15 protein-coding genes are annotated in these 14,724 nt (G+C 62.9%); 7 read left to right on the top strand and 8 right to left on the bottom strand.

Features of this window, described 5'->3' with window-relative positions; genetic code table 11:
* The first annotated feature begins 14 nt into the window (after positions 1-14).
* The 6 genes from NG697_RS16435 to NG697_RS16410 all read left to right on the top strand — a co-directional run bounded on the left by NG697_RS16435 (position 15) and on the right by NG697_RS16410 (position 5,452).
* The gene (locus NG697_RS16435) at positions 15-764 is read left to right on the top strand and encodes an SDR family NAD(P)-dependent oxidoreductase (protein WP_252600526.1); all 750 of its coding nucleotides are present in this window, start codon (positions 15-17) and stop codon (positions 762-764) included.
* 292 nt (positions 765-1,056) lie between these two features.
* The gene (locus NG697_RS16430) at positions 1,057-1,896 is read left to right on the top strand and encodes a transporter substrate-binding domain-containing protein (protein ID WP_252614679.1); all 840 of its coding nucleotides are present in this window, start codon (positions 1,057-1,059) and stop codon (positions 1,894-1,896) included.
* An 85-nt stretch (positions 1,897-1,981) separates the two neighbouring features.
* On the top strand, positions 1,982-2,653 hold the full coding sequence (locus NG697_RS16425; RefSeq protein WP_252600468.1) for an amino acid ABC transporter permease: 672 nt from the start codon (positions 1,982-1,984) through the stop codon (positions 2,651-2,653).
* A complete protein-coding gene (locus tag NG697_RS16420) occupies positions 2,646-3,335 on the top strand; it encodes an amino acid ABC transporter permease (RefSeq protein ID WP_252600467.1) in 690 nt (229 codons plus the stop codon). The genes NG697_RS16425 and NG697_RS16420 overlap by 8 nt, the downstream gene beginning before the upstream one ends.
* A gap of 8 nt (positions 3,336-3,343) precedes the next feature.
* Entirely contained in the window at positions 3,344-4,072 is a 729-nt protein-coding gene (locus tag NG697_RS16415) for an amino acid ABC transporter ATP-binding protein (protein ID WP_256471159.1), read from the top strand.
* 144 nt (positions 4,073-4,216) lie between these two features.
* Positions 4,217-5,452: an NYN domain-containing protein gene (locus tag NG697_RS16410; protein WP_252600466.1), complete on the top strand. Its 1,236-nt coding sequence runs from the start codon at positions 4,217-4,219 to the stop codon at positions 5,450-5,452.
* A gap of 61 nt (positions 5,453-5,513) precedes the next feature.
* On the opposite strand, the gene NG697_RS16405 is transcribed toward NG697_RS16410, so the two are convergent.
* The 8 genes from NG697_RS16405 to NG697_RS16370 all read right to left on the bottom strand — a co-directional run bounded on the left by NG697_RS16405 (position 5,514) and on the right by NG697_RS16370 (position 13,279).
* A complete protein-coding gene (locus tag NG697_RS16405; protein WP_252600465.1) occupies positions 5,514-6,428 on the bottom strand; it encodes a hypothetical protein in 915 nt (304 codons plus the stop codon).
* Positions 6,429-6,598: 170 nt separating this feature from the next.
* Positions 6,599-7,189 (bottom strand): P-loop nucleotide/nucleoside kinase family protein, encoded by a 591-nt coding sequence (locus NG697_RS16400; RefSeq protein ID WP_252600464.1) that lies wholly within the window; start codon positions 7,187-7,189, stop codon positions 6,599-6,601.
* A 55-nt stretch (positions 7,190-7,244) separates the two neighbouring features.
* On the bottom strand, positions 7,245-8,021 hold the full coding sequence (locus tag NG697_RS16395; protein WP_252575942.1) for an SDR family oxidoreductase: 777 nt from the start codon (positions 8,019-8,021) through the stop codon (positions 7,245-7,247).
* Positions 8,018-9,517 (bottom strand): mannitol dehydrogenase family protein, encoded by a 1,500-nt coding sequence (locus NG697_RS16390; protein WP_252614678.1) that lies wholly within the window; start codon positions 9,515-9,517, stop codon positions 8,018-8,020. Before NG697_RS16390 ends, NG697_RS16395 begins: the two co-directional genes overlap by 4 nt.
* Before the next feature lie 86 nt (positions 9,518-9,603).
* Positions 9,604-10,584: an ABC transporter substrate-binding protein gene (locus NG697_RS16385; protein ID WP_252575940.1), complete on the bottom strand. Its 981-nt coding sequence runs from the start codon at positions 10,582-10,584 to the stop codon at positions 9,604-9,606.
* 45 nt (positions 10,585-10,629) lie between these two features.
* Positions 10,630-11,715, bottom strand: coding sequence for an ABC transporter permease (locus NG697_RS16380; protein WP_252600462.1), 1,086 nt, complete (start codon positions 11,713-11,715; stop codon positions 10,630-10,632).
* Entirely contained in the window at positions 11,712-12,476 is a 765-nt protein-coding gene (locus NG697_RS16375; protein WP_252600461.1) for an ATP-binding cassette domain-containing protein, read from the bottom strand. Before NG697_RS16375 ends, NG697_RS16380 begins: the two co-directional genes overlap by 4 nt.
* Before the next feature lie 98 nt (positions 12,477-12,574).
* Positions 12,575-13,279, bottom strand: coding sequence for a nucleoside/nucleotide kinase family protein (locus tag NG697_RS16370; RefSeq protein ID WP_252614677.1), 705 nt, complete (start codon positions 13,277-13,279; stop codon positions 12,575-12,577).
* A 361-nt stretch (positions 13,280-13,640) separates the two neighbouring features.
* On the opposite strand from NG697_RS16370, the gene NG697_RS16365 reads away from it, so the two are divergent.
* Positions 13,641-14,651, top strand: coding sequence for a LacI family DNA-binding transcriptional regulator (locus NG697_RS16365; RefSeq protein ID WP_252611075.1), 1,011 nt, complete (start codon positions 13,641-13,643; stop codon positions 14,649-14,651).
* The last annotated feature ends 73 nt before the right edge of the window (positions 14,652-14,724 follow it).

The raw sequence follows: 14,724 nt of genomic DNA, 5'->3' as shown, positions 1-14,724 counted from the left end.
ACGGGGACCCGGCAATGGAGTTTGAAGGCATCCGTGCCATCGTCACCGGCGGGGCTTCCGGCATCGGAGCGGCCATAACGGCGCATCTGACCCGGCGCGGAGCGAGGGTGGCGGTGCTGGACCTGAATCCCGAGGCGGCGTCCGGAGCGGCGCTGTCGATCCGATGCGACGTGGCCGATGACGCTTCGGTGCGTGCCGCCGTTGAACGCGTTGCCCGGGAATTCGGGGGGATCGACGTCGTGGTCAACAACGCAGGGATAGGGGCCCAGGGAACCGTTGCGGACAATGACGACGCCGAGTGGCAGCGCGTTCTGGACGTCAACGTGATCGGCGCGGTGCGGGTGAGCCGTGCCGCCTTGCCCCATCTCCGGCAGTCCCCCGCCGCCGCGATCGTCAACACGTCCTCCATCGCCGCCACGGCCGGGCTGCCCGCCCGCGCACTCTACGCGGCCACCAAGGGCGCCATCCGGGCGCTGACGCTCAGCATGGCGGCCGATCACGTCCGCGAAGGCATCCGGGTCAACTGTGTCAATCCGGGCACGGCTGACACGCCCTGGATCAACCGGCTGCTGAGCCAGGCGGATGACCCGGTAGCCGAACGCGCGGCGCTGGAGGCCCGGCAGCCGCACGGCCGGCTGGTGACGCCGGAGGAGGTTGCAGCGGCGGTCGCGTATCTGGCCAGTCCGCTGGCCGGTTCGACGACGGGCACTGAACTGGCGGTCGACGGCGGCATGCAGGCGGTGCGCCTGCGTCCCGTCGAGTAACGTCCCGCCGAGTAACGCCCCGGCGGGGTAACTCCCCGTCGGAGTAGAAGCTGCGAGGCGCCGTCGTGTCCTGATTTACCGGGGCACGGCGGCGCCTCTGGCGTGTCCGGATGAACCGCGCCAACCCCTTCCGGCGAACGCACACAAGCGGTTTTCAGGAGGGGCTTGACCTGCGTCACATCCCCTATATGATAGTGCGTATTCCTATATGATCTCCGACGGCGAACGACCGGGATCCCCGGACTCCGTCACCCCCGCATCCGATCCGCATCAATAATCCCAGGAGAGCACCATGTTCAAAGCAACACCGAAGTTGCTTCTTGTTCCGGCTATCGCGTTGGCCCTCACGCTGGGAGGCTGCTCCTCCGGCGGCGCCTCGGCCGGCGCTGCGAGCGCAACAGTAGCCGTGGCTGACAGCCACCTCACCCAGATCCTCAAGACGAAGACGATCAAAATCGCCGTCAGTGCCGACTCTCCGGGATACGGCGTGATGACGTCATCAGGTGAGCACGAGGGTTTCGACATTGACGTCGCGAACGCGCTCGGCGCCTCGCTGGGCGCAAAGATTGAGTTCGTCACGGCCACGAACGAAAGCCGCATCCCGCTGCTGCAGACCGACAAGGCGGACGCCGTCATTGCAACCTTCACGGCATCGGATGCGCGGGCCCAGGTGGTGGATATGTCCGAGCCGTACGCCGCCAGCTCCACCGTCTTTATGGTGCCCGCGGGAAGCCCGATCGCCAGCTACGCGGATCTGGACGGGAAATCCGTGGCCACGTCGCGCGGAAGTGTGGGCGAGCAAATCCTCAAGGCCACCTTCCCGAACGCCAAGATCGCCGGCTTCAACACCACGGCCGATTCCATCCAGGCCCTCAAGAGCGGCAAGGTGGACGCGCTGATTGAAAACAACGCGATCATCGGCGGGCTCGTGAAGAGTGATCCGTCCGCATTCCAGGTGCTCAAGGGCGACCCGATCAAGCCGGCGCTGTTCTCCATCGGCGTCAAGCAGGGCGACCAGACGTGGGTTAACTACATCAACAACTTCATCCGGAACTACACCATCTCCGGACAGAACGAGGCCTCCCTGCAGAAGTGGTTCGGGCTGGAACTTCCGCCCTTCCTCGCCCACTAACAGTATTCGGACGCACTCTCCGGTGTGGGTGAAGGACAGGCAGTCATTCACCCACACCGCCGTTCACGGATAGGACCCTTTGCTCATGGCTTTATATTTCGGAGACCTTCTCCCGTTCAGCTCGCTATTGCTTGAGGGGCTCTGGACAGCTCTTTACATCACGCTCGTGGCCATGGTGGCAGGAAGCGCACTCGGCGTCTTCCTGTACCTGGGGAAGGTCGGGCCCGGAAAAGCAGTCAGCATCTTCTGCTCGTGCTACATCGAGGCCATCCGCAACACGCCTCTGCTGGTGCAGCTGTACCTGATCTACTTTGCCCTTCCCGCGCTGGGCATCAACCTCGAACCCATCTGGGCCGCCGTTATTGGCCTGACCCTCAACAACGCGGCATACACGGCGGAAATTTACCGGGCCGGCTTCGAGTCGGTGCCACACGGCCTGCGTGAGGCCGGCAAGGCCCTGGGTATGAAGAACGCCCAGATCGTGCGCTACATCGTCCTGCTGCCAGCCACCCGGAACGTTTTCCCTGCACTGACCAACCAGCTGATTCTGCTGTTCCTGGCTTCGTCGATTGGATCCATCATCTCGCTTCCTGAACTGACCAACGCGATCATGAGCGTCAGCAACACCACGTACCGGACCATCGAGGTGCTCGCAGTGGGCGGGCTGCTCTACCTTGGCGTTTCCGCCCTGCTGTCCCTGGCCTCGAAACGGGCCGAAACAACGCTGTTTCGGTGGGCGGTGGGCGCACGTGTTTAGGGCCTTTGATTGGCAGGACCTCATTCCGCTGGCCAAGGGGGCCTGGCTGACCATTCAGCTCTGCGCCATGTCCGGCATTCTCGGCATCATCTTCGGACTGATCCTCGGCATTGCCAGAACGTCCCCCAGCAGGATCGCCCGGTGGATCAGCACCATCTACATCAGCTGCGTCCGCGGCATCCCGATTCTGGTCATCATCTTTTTCATCTTCTTCGGAATCCCGCTGCTGTTCCCCGGCCTGGAACTGGACAAGTTCACCTCGGCCGTCATCGCATTGACCTGCTTCGCCGCCGCCTATGTGGCAGAAATTGTGCGTGGCAGCATCGAAGCCGTGCCGAGGGGACAAAGTGAGGCGGCAGATGCCCTCGGCCTCAACTACTGGGCGAAACTCCGGTATGTGGTGATGCCGCAGGCCAGGAAGATCATGGTTCCCCCCGGCGTCGGCTTCATCATTGGCCTGGTGAAGGATTCCTCCCTGGTGACGGTGACCGGGCTGGTGGAGCTGACCCACGCGGGCAACATTGTCACCAACCTCACCGGCGACCCCATCATGACGTTCCTGACGGTCGCCGCCATGTACTTCGTCATTTGCTACAGCATCTCCCTGCTGGGGCGCCTGTACGAGAAACGGACCGGCATCCAGGTGGACCCCCTCAAACTTCCCGAGCCCGCGAGCGTTTAGATCGGAATATGACTGTGATTTTTGTTGAGAATTTGAATAAGAAATTCGGCCCGAACCATGTCCTCAAAGGCGTTGACTGCCACATCCGTGAGCGTGAGGTGGTGTGCGTCATCGGCCCCTCAGGTTCGGGCAAGAGCACGTTCCTGAGGTGCATGAACGGCCTGGAATCGATCACGTCCGGCAGCATCGTGATCAACAAGCACCGGTTGGACGATTCGAAAACGAACATCAACCTGGTCCGGCAGGAAGCGGGAATGGTCTTCCAGCATTTCAACCTGTTCCCGCACCTGAAGGTCATCGACAACGTTATGCTGGCCCCGCTCAAGGTTGCCAAGGTCAACAAGGACGAAGCCCGCGCCAAAGCCGAAATGCTGCTGGCAAAGGTGGGTCTGGCCGAAAAGATGGAGGCCTTCCCCGGGAGCCTGTCCGGCGGTCAGATGCAGCGTGTGGCCATAGCCCGCGCGCTGGCCATGGATCCAAAAATCATGCTCTTTGACGAGCCCACCTCAGCCCTGGACCCGGAAATTGTCGGCGAGGTGCTCACCGTCATGAAGGACCTGGCCAATGAGGGTATGACCATGGTGGTAGTTACCCACGAAATGGGCTTCGCCCGGGAAGTGGCCGACCGGGTGCTGTTTATGGACCAGGGACTGATCGTCGAGGAAGGCTCCCCCGATGAGATCTTCTCCTCGCCGCGGAACGCCAGAACTCAGGGGTTCCTCAGCAAGGTTCTGTAACCGGAGCACGCAGTGAGCGGACGACGGCGGGAGGTTCCCGCCGTCGTCCGCTCACTGCCGCGGTTCGCGGGGCCATGCCGTCGCCCTTAGCGTGTCGCAGCCGGACCGGTCGCCAGTTCGCGCCGTTCCTGACACACTGAGCCAATGAATGAGGCCCTCCCACCGTCCCGCAGGCCTGGCATCCGAGCTGCGATGTTCGTTGATTTCGACAACGTCTTCACCGGCCTGCAGGCACTGGATCCGCTGGCAGCGAAGCGCTTTGCCGAAGACCCGAAGCACTGGGCGGATGCGTTGTCAGCAGGTGGTTCCGGCGAGGACGCCCGCCGGTTCCTGATCCGCAACTGCTACCTGAACCCGGTGGTGTACTCGAAGTACCGGACGTATTGGACCCGCGCCGGATTCCGCGTGATCGACTGCCCGTCGCTGACGCAGCGGGGCAAGAGCAGCACGGACATCAATCTGGTGCTCGACGCCATGGACGCGCTGTCCGGCAACGTTGGCATCGAAGAGTTCTTCATTGCCTCGGCCGATGCCGACTTCACGTCCCTGATCCAGCGGTTCCGGGCCGCTGACCGCATGACCACGGTTATCGCAGCCGGTGCCGTTGCTTTCGCGTACCGGGAGATGGCGGACCATGTGGTGGAATCCCACGACTTCGTCGCCATCCTCAACGGCTCAACGGTGGAGCCGGTTCATGCGGTGGCGTCCGGGAAGCACCAGACTGTCCCCGCCGCAGCGAAGGCGAAGGCCAAGTCCGCCTCGCCCGCCATCCGTGAGGTCCTCGAGTTCGTCCGCGCCGCTCCCGGACCGGTTAACGGCGCGATGGTGGCCCACCGGGCACTCACTGCAGAGCCTTCCCTGAAGACGGACTGGGGAGGCTGGGGAAAGTTTGGGACGTGGGTGTCCCAGATCGGCCAGGGCGTCGAATATTCTCCGGCACAAGGTGGCTGGGTCTGGGACGCGAAGCGGTTCTCGAGCGAGGATCTTCCTGCGCCCGCGGACCTGCAGCCGGGCATCGAGGAACAGGTCACCAGGGTGACGGACGTGCCGGCACTTTCCGCAGCCCAGTTCCGCCAGATGTTCCATGCCATGGAAGCCAGGCTTCGTGAGCATCCACTCAACCGCACCGAACTGTCCCGGCAGGTGAGGGACGACTGCGTCAACGCGGACCAGCCCGTCTCCCGCAACGCCGTGAGCTTTGTTCTTCAAGGTCTGGCCTACGTCAATTTCCCGCTCACCGACGAGGCGACCGCGGAAGGTCTGGCAGCAGCCTGGACCGCGAACGTGGAAGAGCTCTGCCGCGTGGCGCTCCTGGAGTTCGACGCCGCCGAGAAGCTGGCCGTGCGGCGCTGGGCAAGCGGCGGACTGCTGGACGCCTGAGAACAGAAGACGGACGACGGCGGGACCTCCCGCCGTCGTCCGCCAGCCTCATGGGCGCTGATCAGATGGTGGCGCGTTGGGACGCCACCAGCGTCCCGTCCACAATGGCTTCGAGCTCTTGCAGGCGGGGAAGCGCACGCGTCGTCAGCAGTCGCTCGCGGACTTCTGCCGAGACAGCAAGGCTGTCCTTCCAGAGCGAGCGTCCCGCCATGGCGCCGCCGGCACCGTTTGCGACAGCGATCTCTACCTGCCTGATGAACGTCTCGTGGTCCACGCCTGCAGACAGTACGGCCCACGGCACGCCTGCGGCCGCCTCGGTGACCGAGGCACTGGCCTCACCGGATCCGGGGTACTGCAGCTTAAGCACCTTGGCGCCGCATTCGACGGAGAGCCGGGCAGCACCGGCGACGAGTCCGGGGAACGCAGCAGCGTAGGCTTCCTCGCTTTCGTCTTCGAGGCGATAGACCAGGATCTCGACGATGAGGAGGAGTCCTTCGTCGGTGCATGCCGTGACGAGTTCGCGGATTTCATCCGCGACGCGCGAGCTGGCGTCCTGAAGATCGGGGCGCATGTACCAGAGCATCTTCGCCACGTTGCCGCCGAGTTCGCGCACCCTGCGGGGCGTCATTCCCGAGACGAACTTTGTGTACTGAAGGCCGTCGACCGTGTCGAAGCCCGAAGCGTCAAGACCGACAACCAACGCGGTGTCGCGAGAGAGAACGCCCTCATCCGCCACACGGGGCAGGGCAATCTCAGGATCGAGCAGGATGGCCGGTGCGGCGTTTCCCAGGTAGCGGACCAGATCCACCTTCGCGTCGGAGAGCTGCTCGGCTGTAATGGAGTTCGGCCCGCCGGGTGCGTCGTTCATTACGGCCTTCATGCCGTTGCGCTGGTCGGCTGCAACGATGAGCATCTTGCCGCCAGGGGTCGAGATCGCTGCCATGCCGCGGCGCTCGAGAGTCGTAAGAGTGTTCACTGGTTTCTCCTAATTAGATGGTCTTGGTCTTGTGAGGATCTGGGGTCCGGCGGCCGGATGCACCGGAAACTGCCGTCGTGAGGGCGCGACAAATCGCGCCTCGTAGGGGGTGCGCCTTGGGAGGCATGGCCCCTCGGTGGAGGAATGGCGGGGTGACCGCTAGCGGCGGCTCAGTGCACGGCCTCGCGCACAGCGAAGTCCGAGAGGAAGTGCTCAAGCTGTTGACGCGGCGTAAGCAGGCCATCAATACGGATATGCCCGACGCCGGGGGCCTGCGTAACCTCTGGAGAAAGGAAACGCTCCGGGTTCTTGACCTTGTCGAGGTCGCGGGCCGCTCCGCGGAGCCGCATGCGTCTCACGACCTCGCCCGGCGGGGTGTCCATCCAGGCGAGGTGCACCCGCGGTTCAGGGATCGCGAGGCGTTCAATAAGCCGTGCCCACGCAGCCGGGAACGTGCGTTCGGACGTGAACGGAGCAACAACAACCACGCTGTTGCCCAGTGCGAGATTCTCCCGGGTGGTGTCGAAGAGGCAGGTGTAGCGAATATCGTTCACGCTCGCACGCGCTGCGGGTTGTGCTGTAGGGACATCGACCAGGAATTCGCCGCCCATGTGCTCAAACAAGGGATTCGTGACGGTGTCCAGGTCAAGGATGGTCCAGTGGAGCTCGCGGGCCAGGTCATGAGCAAACGTCGTCTTGCCACTCGCCGGCACTCCGCAGACGATAATCGCCTCGGATGCGCGTTCTTCGGTCAGGTTCATTGTCATCCATTTCACATTGAGGTCGGGTCGCGGCGCCCCGCGCCGGGAACGGCGGTCAGCGGCTGGTGTAGCCGCCGTCGATCGGGAGGGAAGCACCGGTGATCATGGCGGCGGCGTCACTGAGCAGGAAGACAATGGGGCCGGCCACGTCGTCGACGGTGGCCCATCGTCCGAGTGGCATTTGCTCAAGGAAGGGGCCGCCGACGTCGGGTCGCCCCCAGTAGAAGTTGGACATGTCGGTCATGACCACTGTCGGGTTGACGCTGTTGACGCGGATGTTGTGCTTGCCAAGTTCCAGGGCCGACACCCGGGTGATGTTGTCCAGGGCGGCTTTGGAGGAGCCGTAGGAGATGTGGCCATGAAGTGCGACCATGCTGGCCTGGCTGGAGACGTTGACGATTGCACCGCCATTGCCCTGGCGGATCATGGAGGGCACCGCATGTTTGATGACCAGGAGGGCCCCACGGGCGTTGATGCTGATGACCTTGTCGAAGACGTCGATGTCGGTGTCCTGCGGTGTGGCGATTTCGCCGCCGAAGCCGCCGCAGTTCACGACGCCCCACAGGTCCAGGCCCTCGAGGGCGTCTCTGATGCTTTCCTCGGAGGTCAGGTCGAATGCCAAGGGCTGGGCGCCAGTTTCATCGCAGAGCGGCGCCAAGGACTCGAGCGTGCGGGCGCTGGCGGTGACCTTCGCCCCCGCGGCGGTGAGTTGCCGGACGGTGGCGGCCCCGATGCCGCCGCTGGCTCCGGTGACCAGGATGGAGCGGCCGTTGAAGTCGGTTGTTGCAGATCGGGCTTCGACTGCCGTGCTGGCTGTGGGTGAGTCGGTCATGAAGTACTCCTTGTAGGCATCAAGAGTTCGGTCAGGTCCTGAACGGCGGTTCGCGCCCCGGAGCGTTCCAGGGCTTTGCGGGCCTGCCGGTACGCGGCGGCGAAGCGGGCGTTCCGGCCCAGGTCGCCAAATATTTCGGTCAGGTTGAGGAAGGCACCCGGCTCTATCTGGTCCGCACGGGCAGCCGCGCGGAGTTCGTCCAGGCGCCGGTCGGTGATGGCTACCGGTTCGCCATCTTCGTCCGTGCTTTCCAGGAACCGCGCCCAGGCGGCGATCACGAGTACAGCCCGGTCTATTGGGCCTCCGAGTTCAAGCTGTTCACGCACCACCGGAAGCACGAATTTGGGGATCCGTTCGGATGCGTCGACCATTTGGCGGGCGAGGGTGTCACGAATGGCGGGGTTGGCGAAGCGGTGGATGAGTTCGTTCCGGTACGCTTGCAGATCGATTCCGGGCACGGGTCGCAGGGTGGGTGTCGCCTCGCGTTCCATAAATCCGCTGATGAACTCGGCGAACAGCGGATCGGCGCAGACCTCATGGACGAACCGATATCCGGCGAGGTAGCCGAGATAGCTCATGACCTGGTGGCTCGCGTTGAGCAGCCGAAGTTTCATGAGTTCATAGGGCTCGACGTCGTCCACGATCTGCACACCGACGTCTTCCAAAGGCGGACGCCCGGCGGTGAACTTGTCCTCGAGAACCCATTGTTCAAATGGCTCGGCAACGACCGGCCATGCGTCTGAGAATCCGTAAGCTTCGGTCACCGCGGCCCGGTCATGGTCGGTGGTGACGGGGGTGATGCGATCGACCATGGAGTTGGGAAAGGCTACGGTGTCGGCGATCCAGCCGGCCAGTTCGGGATCCTTGAGTCGGGCGAAGGACACGAGCGCTTTGCCGGCGACGTTGCCATTCCCCTGAATGTTGTCGCACGACATGACGGTGAACGGGGCCGTGCCCTGGTCACGGCGGTGCGCCAAGGCTGAGGTGATCAGGCCAAACGCGGAGCGTGGAACGGCGTTCTGCTTCAGGTCGTGGAGAATGTCCGGCGTACGGGGATCGAATTCACCCGTGCCGTCGCTGATGCTGTAGCCGCCCTCGGTAATGGACAGGGAGACTATGCGCGTAGCAGGATCTGAGAGTTTGCGGATCACCGCTGCCGGGTCGTCGGGGGCATACAAGTACTCAGTGATAGAACCGATGATTCTGGCGTCTTCGGTGCCATCCGCTCCCTTCAACACCAGCGTGTACAGGCCATCCTGGTCTTCGAGGACATCGCGCATGCGGGCATCCGAGGCGAGCACTCCGACGCCGCAGATTCCCCAGTCCTGGGAGCCGCCCAGGTTCAGGAGGCGGTCGATGAACATTGCCTGGTGCGATCGGTGGAATCCGCCGACGCCGAAGTGAACAATCCCGGTCCGCACCGCGCGGCGCTGATACGAGGGGATGGGTAGCAGGCCTGCCGTTTCTGGAAGGGCCGCTTCATTCAGGGACGTCATGTCGTTCTTCTCTTTGGTCGGGAGAGGTGGGATGGTGCCGTTGCCAGCTTGCGAGTGGGCGGACAACGGCACCGGAACGCTCGCTGTTAGCAGGAGGACTTGTAGACATACTTCGCGCCGTCACCGCTGATGTTGTCCGCGGTGATCTGCTTGAACCCGGTCTGGATCTCCTTCTCTGTGGGCTCGCCCTTGATGGCCTTGAGGGCCTGCTCCACACCCTGGGTGCCGATTGATGCCGGTTCCTGTGCGATCAGGGCCTGGACGATGCCCTCCTTGAGCTGCTTGACCTGTGCCGGCCCGGCATCGAAGCCGACGATCTTCACCTGATTCTGTTTGCCGGCCTGGCGGATGCCTGTGGCTGTTCCCTCTGCCGCGAAGGTGTTGGCCGCGAAGACTCCGACAATGTCCGGGTCCTTGGCCAACGCAGCGGAAACGAGTCTGGCGGCTTCAGCCGGATCGTTGTGGCTGTACTGCACGCCCAGGTACTGGAAGGTTGAGTCGGCTTTGGCGCCCTCTTCGAAGCCCGCAACACGGGCATCGGCTGTTGAGACTCCGGGGTCAGTGGAAATTACGAGGACTTTGCCCCCGTTGGGGCTAAGGTTTTTGATTGCCTTGAAGGCCTCAAGGCCACCGCCCTTGTTGTCCGAGGCGATCGCAGACGCGGCGAATGAGGGGTCCTGCACCGTGGTGTCAACCAGGATGACCTTGATGCCCGCGGCCGCAGCAGCCTTCAAGGGTGCCTGCATTGCGGCCACGTCCGTTGGCGCGATCAGGATGGCATCCGGCTGGGATGCCACAACAGAATCGACAATGGGCTTTTGAAGGGTCGGGTCGAACTTGGCCGGCCCCTGCGTGTTGATCGTTGCGCCGGCTGCCTTGGCAGCGGCGTCGATGCCGCATTGCATGCTGACGTAGAACTCGTCACCGGCCACACCTTGGATGAAGGTGAGCTTGGGCTGGTCTCCGGCTGAGCTCCCGGCCGAGGCGCTTCCGCCGGCACAGGCCGTGAGGGACGTTGCGGCGAGGAGAGCAGCCGCGAGCAGGGTGGCTTTAGGGGTCAACTTCATTGTGTAGCTCCTAGTTTGCTTGGATAGGTTGATGCGGGGGGAAAATCAGTTGGAGCGTCGGCCGTACAGCTTCTTTTTGCCGTCAGGCTTGGCGGACTGCCCTCGGGCTGCCGCCGCCCGGCGGCGCTGATCGACATAGACGGCGAGGACGAGAACGGCGCCGACTGCCACCTGCTGCCAGAACGGCTGAATGCCGACGATGACGAAGCCGTTTTGGAGTACCGCGGGGATGAAGAGGCCAATGACGGTTCCGAAGATGGTGCCGACACCGCCGAAGAGTGACGTTCCACCGATCACGACGGCGGCGATTACGTTAAGGTTTGTCGCTGACTGACCGGCGATGGCGGTCGTGCCGTACTGGGACAGCGACAGGATGCCTGCCACGCCGGCGAGGCCACCGGAGAGTGCGTAGATGGAAATCAGTTGGCGGTCCACTTTCACGCCAACCCGGCGGGCGGATTCCTCATTGGAGCCAACGGCGAAGGTGTAGAGGCCGAATCTGGTCCGGTGGAGTACGGTCCCGAAGATCAGGATCAGGACCATCGCGATCAGGGAAATTGTCGGCCAGGTGGTTCCCGGAACGTTGCCGTATCCGATGGTGTCCTGGAGAACCGCAGGTACTTCGCGGATGTCCACGCCGCCTGTGATGACCTGCGCCAGCCCCAAGGCGCCGCCAAGTGTTCCCAGGGTGACAATCAGCGGCGGCACCTTGGCTTTCGCGATGAGAACACCGTTGAGAAGACCCCAACCGAGCCCGCATCCGACGGCGACGAGGATACCGACAATGGCAGTTCCCCATCCAGAATCGCCCATGGCCTGCATCACTTTTGCCGCCACGACTCCGGAGAAGACAAGGTTGGATCCAACGGACAGGTCGATGCCCGAGGTGACAATGACGAAGGTCATGCCGATACCCAGGACACCCAGGATGGAGACGTTCTGGATGATCTGGCGGACGTTGCCCCAGGTCGGAAACACGTCCGGCGCCAGCGCTGTGAAGGCCAGGAAGATGACCATCAGAACAAGCAGGATCTGGAACGATTGAACGTGGAGAACTTGTCGGAGGGTGTGTGCGCGTGAAATCTCGGGTGCCGTCCCGGCTGTCCGGGGTACGGCTTCGGTTGTGGTCATGAGTGTGCTCCATCAAGTGCGCCGGTCATTGCACCGACTAGTTCTTCCACAGTCGTTTTCTTCGCCTCGTAGGTGGCCACCCGGCGTCCGAGCCGGAGTACCTGGACTCGGTCGGCAACATCGATGACGTGCGGCATCGAGTGGCTGATGAACACGACGCCCACACCTTTGTCACGGACACGCCGGATCGTCTCGAGCACGTTTTTTGTCTGTACGACTCCCAGCGCGGCTGTCGGTTCGTCCAGGAAGATGACACCCTTGGCCCAGGCAACAGCACGTGCAATGGCGATCGCCTGCTTCTGGCCTCCCGACATGCTGCCGACTGGGTCGGACAGGCTTCGAACCGTAGCTCCGAGTTCATCGAAGGCTTCCCGTGACTTGGCACGCATTGTCCTGTTGTCCATGAATCCGAGCCGCCCTTGAAAGCCGGGCTTGGGGATTTCGCGGCCCAGGAACATGTTTTGGGCTGCGTTCAGGTGTGGTGCCAGGGCAAGGTCCTGATAGACGGTTTCGATGCCCAGGCTGCTGGCATGGCTCGGGGAAGTCAGTTCAACCTCGCCGCCGGCAAACAGGATCTTGCCGGAGTCCAAAGCAAGGTTTCCCGACAGTGCCTTTACGAGGGTCGATTTTCCGGCGCCGTTGTCACCTATGAGGGCAACCACTTCGCCTGCGTTGACATCGAAGTCGACGCAGTCGAGGGCGCGTACATTGCCAAAGCTGCGGGTGAGGCCGCGGGCTTCCAAAACGGGGATTGTTGTCATGGTGTAACACCTGTCAGCTGGTACGGGACGAATGCGGCGGCCCCGGCCCTGCAGCCGGAGACACTTCGTTGTGCTGTCACTTCTGTCTTCCTCTTCATTCAGGCCTTCGTGAAGGTCTCACGGCTGTGGGAATAGCTCAGGTCGATGATCAAATCGGCGCGTTCCCGGGTAGCAGCAACGACCGCGGCATTCCTTTGGTCGCTGCCAAGTACCCACGCTTCTGCTTCCGCGGGCGGCTTTCCGAAGGCTTCGTGGCGCCGGAGCAGCCGCAGCTGCCGCTCGTCGTCGCTTAGGTCCAGGAACCAGAGCTCGTCGATCTGCGCCCGGCTCTCCCGCCAGCCTTCGGCGTCCAGGAGAAGATAATTCCCCTCGGTAATGACCAGGGGGACCTTTTGGGCCACCGGGATCGCGCAGCCGATGGATTCCTCCAGGCTGCGATCGAACATCGGGGCATAGACAACCGGCTCGCCGTTCGCCTTGAGCCGGCGTAGCAGGTTGGCATATCCCCAGGGGTCAAACGTGTCCGGAGCGCCCTTGCGGTCCATCGAGCCACGCGCAGCAAGAACTCCGTTGGCCAGGTGGAAAGCATCCATTCCGACCCGGGCAGCCTGGCCATCCAAGGCATCGGCGATAGCCTGCGCCACAGTGGACTTTCCTGCACCCGGCGCTCCCGCAATGCCCAGGATGCGCCGGCTTCCGCTGACAGCGAGGGTACGGGCCCGCTCTACCAGCTCGTCCAAGGTGCACGTCAGATGCTCGGCTTCCTGCTGGGAAACCTGGGGTCGAACTTCAGCAGTGTTCATCACTGTCTCCTCCGTTGGTCATGCCACGGTGAAGAAGCTCTGCTGCTACACCCTTGAAGCGCTGCCTTGAATCAAACTCGCAGGTCTGGATCGAGTGGCTCTAACCTTCGGCTTCGAGGAACTCGCTGTGACCTGCCTTACAGAAACTTAGATGCCTATGTCATCGATGTCAAGGGAAATCAAAAAACGCATGTCATCGATGACATGCGTTGCTTGAAGTTACTGCGGACATCGGGCAGGATGGGGTGGGCGGCGGATTGTCACCGATGACATCTTTAACAGTGGAGGTGTTCCCGCTTTTGAACAGCCCAGCCTGTAGGGTGTGCCCAGCAAACAATGAAGGAGCCGAACCGTGACTACGATGCAGGATGTGGCCACGCACGCCGGAGTGAGTGCCAAGACGGTTTCCCGGGTTTTTAACGACGATCCGCACGTCACGGAAGACACGCGGCAGCGCGTTCAGTCGGCAATGCGCGAACTCAAGTACGTGCCGAACATGCTCGCGCGCACCTTCCGCGAGGGCAAATCCGCCGTCATTGGCATCGCTGTGCCTGACGTCGCCGATCCTTTCTTCGCTGCCGTCACGAAGGGGATTGAGCTGGCGGCACGCGAACACGACATGGCCATCGTCGTGACCAGCCTCGGGGATAGCCCGTCCCTGGAGCAAAGCATCATTGAAGCGACGGTCCGCCGCCAGATCGACGGCCTCATTATCGCCCCGATCGCAGCCGATCAGTCCTACCTCGCACGGTGGCAGGACAGCTTCCCCATCGTCTTCATTGACCGCGTACCCACCAAGCTCAACGCCGACTACTTCGTCGAAGACGATTTCGGCGGCGCCTTCGAAGCGACGCAGCACCTCATTTCCCACGGCCACCGCCGCATCGCCATCGTCGGAGACTCACCGGACGTCCCCACCACGAGGCTGCGCCTGGAAGGCTATCGTGCCGCCCTTGACGATGCCGGTTTGGAGATCGACGAGGATCTGATTGTGCTTGGGTCGCGCGACGCGGACGCTGCCGCCCAGGTCTGCAGGACCCTGCTGGCACTGAGCGATGCGCCTACGGCTATCTTCTCCTCCAACGCGCGGTTCTCAACGGGCGTTTTCCCGGCCCTTCAGGCTTTGAAAAGAAGCGACATTGCGCTCATCAGTTTTGGCGACTTTCCCATGGCGGATGTCCTCCAACCCTCGGTGTCAGTCATCGACCAGAACCCTCGTCAGGTCGGACGGATTGCTGCCGAGCGCATCCTCGCCCGAATCGCGACGCCCGACAAGAGGTTCCGGCGCAAAAACGTCATTCCCGTCAGGCTGATCGAACGCCAGTCGTGCCAGCCAGCAGGCGCGGTGCTGGCATCCTCAGTCGCAGTGTGACGCCTCGAGGTTCCACTCCCCCACCGAATCTTTCCCGCACCGGAAATCAGCAGCCAATGGACGCACAAGCACC

Source organism: Pseudarthrobacter raffinosi (assembly GCF_023913835.1).
GTDB lineage: Bacteria > Actinomycetota > Actinomycetes > Actinomycetales > Micrococcaceae > Arthrobacter > Arthrobacter raffinosi.
Note: the sequence above shows the minus strand (reverse complement) of the source record. Positions and strands in the feature narration are given on the sequence as shown.

Excerpts from the sequence above, each read along its gene's own strand:
- NG697_RS16435 (WP_252600526.1), top strand. The coding sequence starts at position 15 with ATGGAGTTTGAAGGCATCCGTGCCATCGTCACCGGCGGGGCTTCCGGC.
- NG697_RS16430 (WP_252614679.1), top strand. The coding sequence starts at position 1,057 with ATGTTCAAAGCAACACCGAAGTTGCTTCTTGTTCCGGCTATCGCGTTG.
- NG697_RS16425 (WP_252600468.1), top strand. The coding sequence starts at position 1,982 with ATGGCTTTATATTTCGGAGACCTTCTCCCGTTCAGCTCGCTATTGCTT.
- NG697_RS16415 (WP_256471159.1), top strand. The coding sequence starts at position 3,344 with ATGACTGTGATTTTTGTTGAGAATTTGAATAAGAAATTCGGCCCGAAC.
- NG697_RS16410 (WP_252600466.1), top strand. The coding sequence starts at position 4,217 with ATGAATGAGGCCCTCCCACCGTCCCGCAGGCCTGGCATCCGAGCTGCG.
- NG697_RS16400 (WP_252600464.1), bottom strand. The coding sequence starts at position 7,189 with ATGAACCTGACCGAAGAACGCGCATCCGAGGCGATTATCGTCTGCGGA.
- NG697_RS16395 (WP_252575942.1), bottom strand. The coding sequence starts at position 8,021 with ATGACCGACTCACCCACAGCCAGCACGGCAGTCGAAGCCCGATCTGCA.
- NG697_RS16390 (WP_252614678.1), bottom strand. The coding sequence starts at position 9,517 with ATGACGTCCCTGAATGAAGCGGCCCTTCCAGAAACGGCAGGCCTGCTA.
- NG697_RS16385 (WP_252575940.1), bottom strand. The coding sequence starts at position 10,584 with ATGAAGTTGACCCCTAAAGCCACCCTGCTCGCGGCTGCTCTCCTCGCC.
- NG697_RS16380 (WP_252600462.1), bottom strand. The coding sequence starts at position 11,715 with ATGACCACAACCGAAGCCGTACCCCGGACAGCCGGGACGGCACCCGAG.
- NG697_RS16375 (WP_252600461.1), bottom strand. The coding sequence starts at position 12,476 with ATGACAACAATCCCCGTTTTGGAAGCCCGCGGCCTCACCCGCAGCTTT.
- NG697_RS16370 (WP_252614677.1), bottom strand. The coding sequence starts at position 13,279 with ATGAACACTGCTGAAGTTCGACCCCAGGTTTCCCAGCAGGAAGCCGAG.
- NG697_RS16365 (WP_252611075.1), top strand. The coding sequence starts at position 13,641 with ATGCAGGATGTGGCCACGCACGCCGGAGTGAGTGCCAAGACGGTTTCC.